Source organism: Sphingobacterium sp. UBA6317 (assembly GCF_002440385.1).
In the GTDB taxonomy this organism is placed as follows: Bacteria; Bacteroidota; Bacteroidia; order Sphingobacteriales; family Sphingobacteriaceae; genus Sphingobacterium; species Sphingobacterium multivorum.
The window spans coordinates 1-9,509 of the sequence record NZ_DJTD01000005.1 but is presented as its reverse complement, the minus strand read 5'-3'; the positions used below and the strand labels follow the sequence as shown (position 1 = coordinate 9,509).

The window sequence follows — 9,509 nt, the reverse complement described above, 5'->3', positions numbered from 1 at the left end:
GAATAGGAATAGGAATAGGAATGCGGAGGTGACGATTTCAAATAAAAGAGCAGCAAGGAATTTCCTGCTGCTCTTTTTACATCACGATAAGCTGTTTTTATTTCGTGCCAGCACCTTCTAATAACTCGATGGCATCGTAAAGGACACCTGCTTCACCTCTAAAAGTTCCAGAGCCCTCTGGTTTGTTATCTTTTGTGTACCATTCATAAAATCCTTTGTTTTTGATAACACGGGCAAGCATCGGCTGTATTTGCGCATAAGCTTCCTGTTGAAAGCCATTTTTAACAAGCTGCTGAATCATACGACCACCAAACCAAGTCCAGTCCCCACCATTTTGATAACCGTAAGGATACATGCCTTTGTTCTTAAACGAGCCTGCCGGATAAGTCGGGTACACAGTAAGTCCAATTGTTGCTGCACCAGCATCTTTTACATTTTTAATCATTTTATCCAATGAAACTTTTATTTGCTCTTTGCTGAGCAAATTAGCCTCAATAGCAATTGCTGTTCCACCATGATAATAGATTTGATTTTCATCAAAATCAGCCGCAAATGGAGAGCCTTTGATATAAATATGGGGAATAAACTTTTGGTTCTTTTCGTCCCAAAGGTGTTTCATGGTATTACTTGCTATAGACGCTCTGATTTTTCCCCACTTTTCTTTTTTCTCAGGGAAAAGATCCATGTAATTGTCAAGCGCGATCAAAAACATTGCATTGTCGTAGATGTCCAAAGCAATATGCGAATTTTCATCCAGGTGGACACCCCAATCGTGTTCAGGTTGAACGTCACCCCAATCGACTGTAGTTGCGCCCCAAAGTAAACCATAAGTAGCATTATAACGTTTGTCCAATAAAAATTGTAAAGCATGCTCCATGCGATCCTTTACAGCCGCATTTCCAATTTTTTCATCGAGAAAAGCCTTATCTTTCGTTGCAACGATATATTTATGTACCGCTTGGATCAAAGAAGACTCCTGGTCCGTTTCAACTGTATTTTTGTGTGCTGCATAATCAGGAGCTAAGGGACTAGTGATGGTATAATAGTCCGATACGCCATTTTTTAAGCTAGATTTTTTGACAAAACCATCGGCAATATTACCATCAGGACCTTGTAGCTTAAAAAACAAAGCTAATTGATCTTTGATCTGTTCATGGGGATGGACTTTTGTTGCTAAGGTGATAAATGTATTGTAATCTCTAATCCACACCTCACTGTATCCATCCCCCGCATTGAATCCACTTTTAATGACGTTCGTAGCCATATCTTTGACAAGATTGAAGCTGCTGTCTTTTTGGATGCTATCCTGTAAATTGCTTGTAGAAACCTTACCGCCAGCATTTTGGCAGGACAGTAATAGGAGAGACGAAGATAACGCAAAAAATATAGTTCTCATTGTGCTGTTAGTTTATAGTAAATGGTTTGATTAACATTTGGATTCTTTGACAAAAGATTGGATAACCTTTGCCTTATCGTTTCCTAAATTACGCAATGTATAGGATCCGGCAGCAGCAGGAACAGCAAAAGTCTCAGCATAATGAAAGACTTTCTTCATGCCATTTGCTGTCGTCAGCTCAATTGCCTCCCCCTCCACAAGCATCATGATGTGACACTGTTCTTGTGTTTCAATTGCAACATCCTGATCGAATTCGTATCTAAAAACATCGTAGAAATGATCTTCATGCGTTGGCAAATGTATTCTTGTTGCTTGCGCATCAAGGGCTACTTCAGTGGGCTGAGCAAGCAGCGTGTTTTTTACGACATCACCTTTTCGGCTAAAATTGAGGTTGGCGAATGCTCTATCAATATTTAATGGGCGTGGTTTCCCATCTAAATCCGGACGCACCCAGTCGTACATTTTAAAGGTATAATTGTAAGGTGTTGCACTGATTTCGAGTACGAGATTATTCACGCCGGAAGAATGTACAGTACCATGTGGTATCAAATACAATTGGTGTTTCTTGGATTCGAATTTTTGAACGTATTGCTCGATATCCATGGCTGTTCCGGTATGGAAGCTCTCTTCTAAAGCTGAGCGAAATTTGTCTGCATCAATGGATTGCTGAAAGCCCAGATACACTTGTGCGTCCTCTTTTCTATCAACGATATAGTATGATTCGTCCTGTGTGAAGTTTTCTCCAAATTCTGTTTTTGCATAGGCTGGACTAGGGTGACATTGAATGGATAGGTTGCCGCCATCAAAGGTATCCAGAAAATTGAAGCGTATCGGGAATTCAACATCGAAACGTTGCTGGGCATGACCAAGCACATTGGCACTTTCTTGAAACATCAATTGATCAAATGAAATTTCGATTGTATGTCCATCTGCTTCGAGCAAAATGCCATTCTCAGGGACAATCATTTCGAAGGACCACGCATAGTTTTTGACATGCTGATCTATGCCTGAAAGGTGCTCTTTCATCCACTGTCCACCCCATACGCCGGGTTCAAAAGTTGGTCGTACGCGGAAGTAATTTTGGGACATGGCCAGCAAAGTAGCATGTAGATCCTTCCCTGTGATCCATGGTAGGTTTTGGGCCGATTGTTGATCGGCAAGAATTTCGACACGGGAAAGGATAGACCTTTTATGTCTATTCAATATTTCCCAATCGACAAAATAGTAACGCTTGTAGGTTTCCTTTTGATTGGTCTGTGTTGAACAACCTAAGTTTAAAGCTTCTCCCGCACGCATACGTTGAATTAGCACGTTTTTGGGCAGATCAATAAACATCAGCTGACTAGACGTATCGACTAATGATGCTCCAGGGCCATAAAAGATGGTATACTCAGCTTGTATTGATTCGGCGTTTGCTCGTATGGTTTGAAGGTCCGCAAGCTTTTGGGTGTCAAAGTATTCAATGAGTTGAATCCCGGCCTTTTTTCCAAATAATGGATCGTCGCCACCGAGGTATGGTGCGACAAGCTCCTGGATCGCTGATTCAGTTTTTAAAGCTGAATCCATGGCAATAAATCGTGGAGTTACGCCCTGTTTTTCAAATTCTTGCTTTAGCTTGGGGATGATTGTAGCCCAGTCAACACCTACAAAACCATCAATGCTATGTATATTATGTGTAATGAGATGTGCAGCAAGATCCGTGTAGGAATTTGATAGTGTTCCTTGAACCGGAAACGTCGGTGTGATTTCGTACTGAAAAGGTTTTGTTTGAGTATTAGAATACATATAATGTAATTTATTGCAAATGAATGATGTTGGATTAAGTCGCTTTTTGCTTACTTGTTTGTTGATTTTTTATTGTGCTTTTCAATCCAGAATTTTTCGATCTCTTCCAAAGGTTTACCCTTTGTTTCCGGAAGGAATGCAAGTACAACAAGGAATGCGATGGCACAGAAAAATGCAAACAACCAGAACGTATAGCGGGCCCCCCAGGAAGCGAGTAGAATGGGTGTTAGTTGTCCCACGATAGCATCGGAAATCCACATCACCATAATACTGATACCCATGGCACGAGCCCGGATGGCATTTGGGAAGATTTCGGCGGCGACAACAAATTTTAGCGGGCCAATGGAAAAAGCAAAGAAAAATAAGAACGAAAGTATAGCGATAATCAATGCGATATTATTGACTTGACCTTGATTAAAAAGATATCCAGTAACCAGCAAACTCAGGGTAGCACCTACCGTTCCCAAAAGATATAAGGGACGTCTACCCCAATTGTCAACCTTCCAGATGGCAAAGAAAGTAAATAACACATTGGCGGCTCCAAAGAATAGTTGAGCATGATAGGAATTATTTAATGAAATACCAGATTCAAGCAATATGCTCGGACCATAGTAGACAATTGCGTTTATGCCACTGAGCTGTGAAAATAAAGGAAGGAATAAGCCCAATAGGAAGGCCTTGCGATAAATAGGCGAGAAGAGATCACGTAGATTTCCCTTCGAGGAAACGTTGCCGACCTCTTGTATATCCGATAGTCCTAATGCGCCACTGATCGCTGCTACTTCCGTGTTCCGCCCATTTTTAGATAGCCAACGTGGACTTTCAGGAATAAAGTAAACTCCGATGCATAACAATAAAGCCGGTACTGCACCAACTAAAAACATAGTTCGCCAGAGTTCATTTTGCTGTGCGGAGCTATATTCGAGAATCAAATAATTGCTGATATACGCAAAAAGGATCCCGAATGTAATAGCGAGTTGGTAACAGGTGACTGATCTTCCTCTAAATTTACTTGGCGATATTTCAGCGAGATATAAGGGCACAACGATTGAGGCTATTCCAACACCCAAGCCCCCAATGCTTCTACTTGCAATTAATATGCTATAAGAAGGACTGAATCCACAGCCAATTGCTGAACATAAAAAGAGCAGGGCCGCAGTAACAAAGGCTGGTTTTCTGCCGTATTTATCTGTTAATGGTCCTGTGAAAAATACACCGACAATACAGCCTAGCAGGGCTGAACTGACAAAAACGCCCTCTTGAGCAGGAGATAGTCCGAAAAATTGCTTTACTAACGGCAATGCACCTGCAATTACAGCCATATCGAAACCGAAAAGGAGTCCTCCAAGTGAAACGATACATAAAATGATGATAAATCTCTTTGACATCTGCGGTTTAAATTAATATGTATATACATACAAACATATATCTATTTTTTTAATTATGCAAAAAATCTTATTTTAGCACAAGCAATCCAACTGATGAATTTAAAAATAGATCATAAAAGCCCTGTTCCGCTGCATATACAAGCAGAGAATCTGTTACGCGAATTAATTAAGCAGCCTGAATATATAGAGGGTAAGTTATTGCCCAACGAAATTGAATTAGCAAAAAGATTGGCAATTTCCCGTTCTACTTTGCGTTTGGCGATCAATAAACTAGTCTACGAGGAGTTGCTCATTAGAAAGAAGGGAATAGGCACGAAGGTGGCTAGTTCCAAATTTAGTTCCAAATCCAAGAATTGGCTGAGTTTCTCACAAGAGATGAAAAACAGAGGAATTGAGGTAAAGAATTTTGAGCTTCACGTCAGCTGGGTTGTTCCGGACAAAGCAGTCTCGAAGTTTTTTAATGTAGATGAGGACCAAAAGCTATTAAAACTGGAACGTCTGAGAGGAAAGAAAGATGACCCATTTGTTTATTTTATCTCTTACTTTCATCCGCGTATAGGTTTAAACGGCGATGAAGATTTTAAGAGACCTTTATATGAGATCTTAGAAGCAGATTATCATGTCGTTGCAGATCTTTCTCAGGAAGAGCTGGATGCAATGGCCGCAAATAAATTTATAGCTGATAAATTGGATATTAATATCGGTGATCCTATTCTGTCCCGCAAGCGCTTTGTATTTGACCAATCTGGGAAGCCGATTGAATATAATTTAGGGTTCTACCGCGCGGAAAGTTTTACCTATACTGTCGAAAGCAGAAGAGATTATTAGGGAATTCACTCATCCTTTTTGAATGGATTAATTGGATGAGTGAATAGCTAATTTATTTATTCTTTTAATGATTCTTTTCCAGGGTAGTTTCAGCCCAGCTTTCTAGGAGAGCTATTGCTTTACTCAGCACGCCTGCTGAACCTTTGAATTTTCCTGATCCACTGGGTACGTTATTTTGACCATACCATTCGTAAAATCCTTTGTTTTTCACAACCCGATCGATCATCGGTTGGAGTTCGGTATAGGCTTCCTGATAAAAGCCATTTAAAACGAGTTGCTGGATCATCCGCCCGCCAAACCAGGTCCAATCACCACCATTTTGGTATTGGTAAGGTTGAGCCATTCCGCCAATGAAAAATCCGACGGGATAGGTTGGGTACAAGGTCAATCCAATACTCGGCATGCCAGATAACCGCACGTTTTCAAGCATTTGTTTGTTGACTGTTTTTATTTCTGAAGGTGTTAGTAGCCCCGCTTCTATAGCGATGGCGGTGCCGCCATGATAATGGATCGTATTTTCATCAAATCCTTTAGAAATAGGTGATGTCTTAGGGTATATGTGCGGAATGAATTTTTGTTTTTTCTTATCCCATAAATAACGTCTACTGTTCGTTTCGAGACTCTTTTTTAATCCTTTCCATTCCGCCACCTTGGGAGAGTTGGGCTGGATATCAATCAATGCCTGCAATGCAATAATAAACATCGCGTTGTCATAAATATCGATTGCCTCATTGGAAAGTTGGTCATTCCAATCACAACCAAAGCTGTCGTTGGGCTGTACATCTCCCCAATCTGCTGTCATCGCACCCCAAAGTAGCTGATACTTTTGGTTGAACCGTTCCTTTTTCAGATAATCCAACATAAGTTGGATACGGTCTTTTACAGAAATTCCACCGATAGACTCTTCCAAGATACTGTAATCCTTTGTTTTTATTATGTATTTACCCAACAATTGGATGAGTGACGTTTCCTGGTCGGTTTCTACCGTGTTTTTAAAACCCACATGATCAGGAGCGTTTTTTGAATAGTAGGGTGTATCATCATGCCAGGTAAAGTCTTTCTTTAGTACATAGCCGTCTACCATTTCGCCATTGGGCTGTTGCATCCTAAAAAATACTAAAATAGCCCCTCTAATGTCCGCTTGGGACCGCTCTTCCAATGCGGTTTCGATGAATGTATTGAGATCTCTGGCCCAAATTTGTGAGTAGCCACTTCCCGCATTGAAACCTTCTTTGATGACCTCTCGGGCAAGGATGTCCACATATTTTAGGTTTTGATCCGCTAGAATGCTTTTTGCTAACTTAAGTTGCGCGATACGGTCGGGTTTTGTTTGTTGTGCTGATAGTTGGGTTCCGAGTAACAGAAGTATTAGACTAAAAAATGTGTTGTTTTTTTTCATTGTGGTTGTATTGTAATTAATTAGGATTGACAAGTGTACCTGTCAATCATTGGTATTTATTTCAACGTTAATTTGTATTTATTTCAGGCTTGTGATCGAAGATCAGCCGTTCGATGTGTATTTTTTTGAATTTATTTACTGGTTATATTTTAATATGTATGTACAATCAAAGTTATGGAAAAATGTCAGTATTTAAGCTTTAATAGTGTTTTATTTGATTAGTATTTAAAATTTTACAAATTTAGGCGTTGCGATGCAATCTGTTAAGTCGTTAAATTAAGTAATAAAATCTAACTCATGTTTATACATACCCTATTTTTTTGTAAGTTTGCTGTAGAACCTAATTGAGAACAATGGTAAAGCGTATCATTTATTATTTTTGTAGTTTATTTGTGAGTACGGCAGCTGTTTCCGCACAGCAGAAAACAGATTTGACCGTTTTTGTAAAACCTAATATTGGATCCGTCCATAGTCGGTATTTCTTTTATACACCAGCAGCCGTACCTTTTGGAATGGCTAAGCTCGCTCCGAGCACAAATGGAAGCTATGGGAACAAGTCGGGCTGGGAGGCCGTGGGTTATGACGATAGGCATACCTCAATAGAAGGCTTTGCTAATTTTCACGAATTTCAGGTAGGCGGAGTGGTATTTGCACCATCCGTTGGAAAATTGAAGACAATGCCCGGTCAACTTGATCGTCCAAAAAGCGGTTATCGTTCCGATTTTGACAAGAAGGATGAATTTGCCACTTCTGGCTATTACCGTGTCATGCTAAAAGATTATAATATACTTGCTGAACTTACGGCAACGAAGCGTGTCGGTTTTCACCGCTATACTTTTCCAAAAACGGAAGAAGCCAACCTTATTTTCGATATTGGCCATGTGATGGGGGAAAGTGGACCGGTCGTTGATGCCGAAGTAAATTATGACAAACAGCACGTCTGGGGATATGTGGTTACCAATCCTGTATATGTACAAAAATATCAGCAGGGGGCTACGGTCAAAATGTTTTTCTTTGCGGAGATCAACAAACAACCGAAGTCTTTTGGGACATTTAGAGATTCTATAACTTTTGACCAACATACGCGCATAAAAGGAAAAGGAGCTGGAGTATATCTGAAGTTTGGCACTGAAGCAGGCGAATCAATAGACATCAAGACGGGTTTATCTTATACTTCTGTAGAAAATGCACAACTGAATTTGCTTAAAGAGGCGAAGGATATGTCGTTTGATGCTGCAAAGAATAATGCCTTGCAAACCTGGAATAGTGAACTGGGAAGAATTTTGGTGGAAGGGGGCAAAGCGGACGACCGCATTAAATTTTATACAGGATTGTATCATGCTTTACTTGGCCGTGGGCTTGCAAGCGATGTAAATGGTGCATATCCCAAAAATGACGGCTCGGTGGGGCAGATTGCCCTAAATAAGCAAGGGCAACCGATTCATCATCATTATAATACCGATGCTATCTGGGGCGCATTTTGGAATTTAACACAGTTGTGGTCTATTGCGTATCCAGACTATTACAACGACTGGATTCAGAGTCAATTGTTGGTCTATCGCGATGCAGGTTGGTTAGGAGACGGTATTGCCAACAGTAAATACGTTTCGGGTGTAGGAACTAATTTTACGGGTTTGGCAATCGCAGCGGCCTACAATGTCGGTATTCGTGACTATGATATGAATCTTGCTTATGATGCGGTACGCAAAAATGAATTGGAAGCGAAGGACCGTCTGCCTGGAGCAGGAAAGTTAGATGTGGGAGTTTTCGTCCGCAAAGGCTACTCACCGTATATAAAAGATGATCATGGCAGTCCCGAATTAATGACCAATGGATCTCCTTTTGGCGCTTCGCATACCTTGGAATATGCTTTTTCCGCTGGAGCGGCTGCGCAATTTGCAAAATCATTGGGGCGTCAAAAAGACTATGTTAAATTTCAGGAATTATCCAATGGATGGCGCAATCTGTATGATACCGAGACGAAGTTTATGCGGCCAAAGGATAGTACTGGACGATTCATTTCAAACTTTAACCCTTATGAACCATGGCGTGGATTTCAGGAAGGAAATGCATGGCAGTATACGTTCTATGTTCCGCATGTCCCACAAGAATTGGTTAAACTCGTTGGAAAGGATCTGTTCAATCAGCGGTTGGATAGTATCTTTACGGTGTCGCAGAAGAATGTGTTTGGAGGTGGTACACAAATTGACGCCTTCGCAGGGATTGAAAGTCTTTATAATCACGGTAATCAACCGAACCTGCATATCTCTTGGCTGTTCTATTTTTCTGGTAGACCTGATCTGAGTCAAAAATGGGTAAGGGCAATTTGCAATGAGTTTTATGGTAACGATGCGATACATGGCTATGGCTACGGACAAGACGAAGACCAAGGACAGCTTGGAGCATGGTATGTCTTGTCAAGTATCGGCCTATTCGATGTCCGAAGTCTCACCACCGAGAAGCCCGCACTTCAGATAGGCGCGCCACTTTTCGATCGGGTAACGATACAATTGCCGAAGAAATTGAGAAAAAATAAATTTATCATTCAGGTGAAGAAAGAGCAACCCAATAGTTCTATTGTTGATCAAGTTCGGTTGAATAATCGCCTGTGGAAAGGTTGGCAACTTCCTTTTGAGCGTTTGGTGGAAGGTGGGATTTTAGATCTCAAGTTGAAAGGTGACTAAATATAAGATAAAAGAGGCTGTCTCAAAAA

The 9,509-nt window shown here is 40.7% G+C and carries 6 protein-coding genes; 2 read left to right on the top strand and 4 right to left on the bottom strand.

The genetic code is table 11. The annotated features are described in order from the left end of the window. Nucleotides 1-97 precede the first annotated feature (97 nt). Genes B3E92_RS00590 through B3E92_RS00580 form a run of 3 tightly spaced genes read right to left on the bottom strand, consistent with a single transcriptional unit; the run spans nucleotide 98 to nucleotide 4,569 of the window. Nucleotides 98-1,396, bottom strand: coding sequence for a hypothetical protein (locus B3E92_RS00590; RefSeq protein WP_112376215.1), 1,299 nt, complete (start codon nucleotides 1,394-1,396; stop codon nucleotides 98-100). A 30-nt stretch (nucleotides 1,397-1,426) separates the two neighbouring features. Continuing rightward, entirely contained in the window at nucleotides 1,427-3,181 is a 1,755-nt protein-coding gene (locus B3E92_RS00585; protein ID WP_286894861.1) for a class I mannose-6-phosphate isomerase, read from the bottom strand. A 50-nt stretch (nucleotides 3,182-3,231) separates the two neighbouring features. After that, the gene (locus B3E92_RS00580; RefSeq protein ID WP_286753852.1) at nucleotides 3,232-4,569 is read right to left on the bottom strand and encodes a sugar porter family MFS transporter; all 1,338 of its coding nucleotides are present in this window, start codon (nucleotides 4,567-4,569) and stop codon (nucleotides 3,232-3,234) included. Between the two features lie 93 nt (nucleotides 4,570-4,662). On the opposite strand from B3E92_RS00580, the gene B3E92_RS00575 reads away from it, so the two are divergent. Continuing rightward, entirely contained in the window at nucleotides 4,663-5,397 is a 735-nt protein-coding gene (locus B3E92_RS00575; RefSeq protein ID WP_286894860.1) for a GntR family transcriptional regulator, read from the top strand. Between the two features lie 64 nt (nucleotides 5,398-5,461). Here the strand turns inward: B3E92_RS00575 and B3E92_RS00570 are convergent, their stop codons facing one another. Further along, complete coding sequence (locus B3E92_RS00570) at nucleotides 5,462-6,796, bottom strand: hypothetical protein (protein WP_286894859.1); 1,335 nt, start codon at nucleotides 6,794-6,796, stop codon at nucleotides 5,462-5,464. A 353-nt stretch (nucleotides 6,797-7,149) separates the two neighbouring features. Here B3E92_RS00570 and B3E92_RS00565 point away from each other — a divergent pair, with 353 nt between their 5' ends. After that, nucleotides 7,150-9,480, top strand: coding sequence for a GH92 family glycosyl hydrolase (locus B3E92_RS00565; RefSeq protein ID WP_286894858.1), 2,331 nt, complete (start codon nucleotides 7,150-7,152; stop codon nucleotides 9,478-9,480). The last annotated feature ends 29 nt before the right edge of the window (nucleotides 9,481-9,509 follow it).

Bases quoted from the DNA above. Each gene is read 5' to 3' on its own strand.
- B3E92_RS00580 (WP_286753852.1), bottom strand. From the start codon at position 4,569: ATGTCAAAGAGATTTATCATCATTTTATGTATCGTTTCACTTGGAGGA.
- B3E92_RS00590 (WP_112376215.1), bottom strand. From the start codon at position 1,396: ATGAGAACTATATTTTTTGCGTTATCTTCGTCTCTCCTATTACTGTCC.
- B3E92_RS00585 (WP_286894861.1), bottom strand. From the start codon at position 3,181: ATGTATTCTAATACTCAAACAAAACCTTTTCAGTACGAAATCACACCG.
- B3E92_RS00570 (WP_286894859.1), bottom strand. From the start codon at position 6,796: ATGAAAAAAAACAACACATTTTTTAGTCTAATACTTCTGTTACTCGGA.
- B3E92_RS00565 (WP_286894858.1), top strand. From the start codon at position 7,150: ATGGTAAAGCGTATCATTTATTATTTTTGTAGTTTATTTGTGAGTACG.
- B3E92_RS00575 (WP_286894860.1), top strand. From the start codon at position 4,663: ATGAATTTAAAAATAGATCATAAAAGCCCTGTTCCGCTGCATATACAA.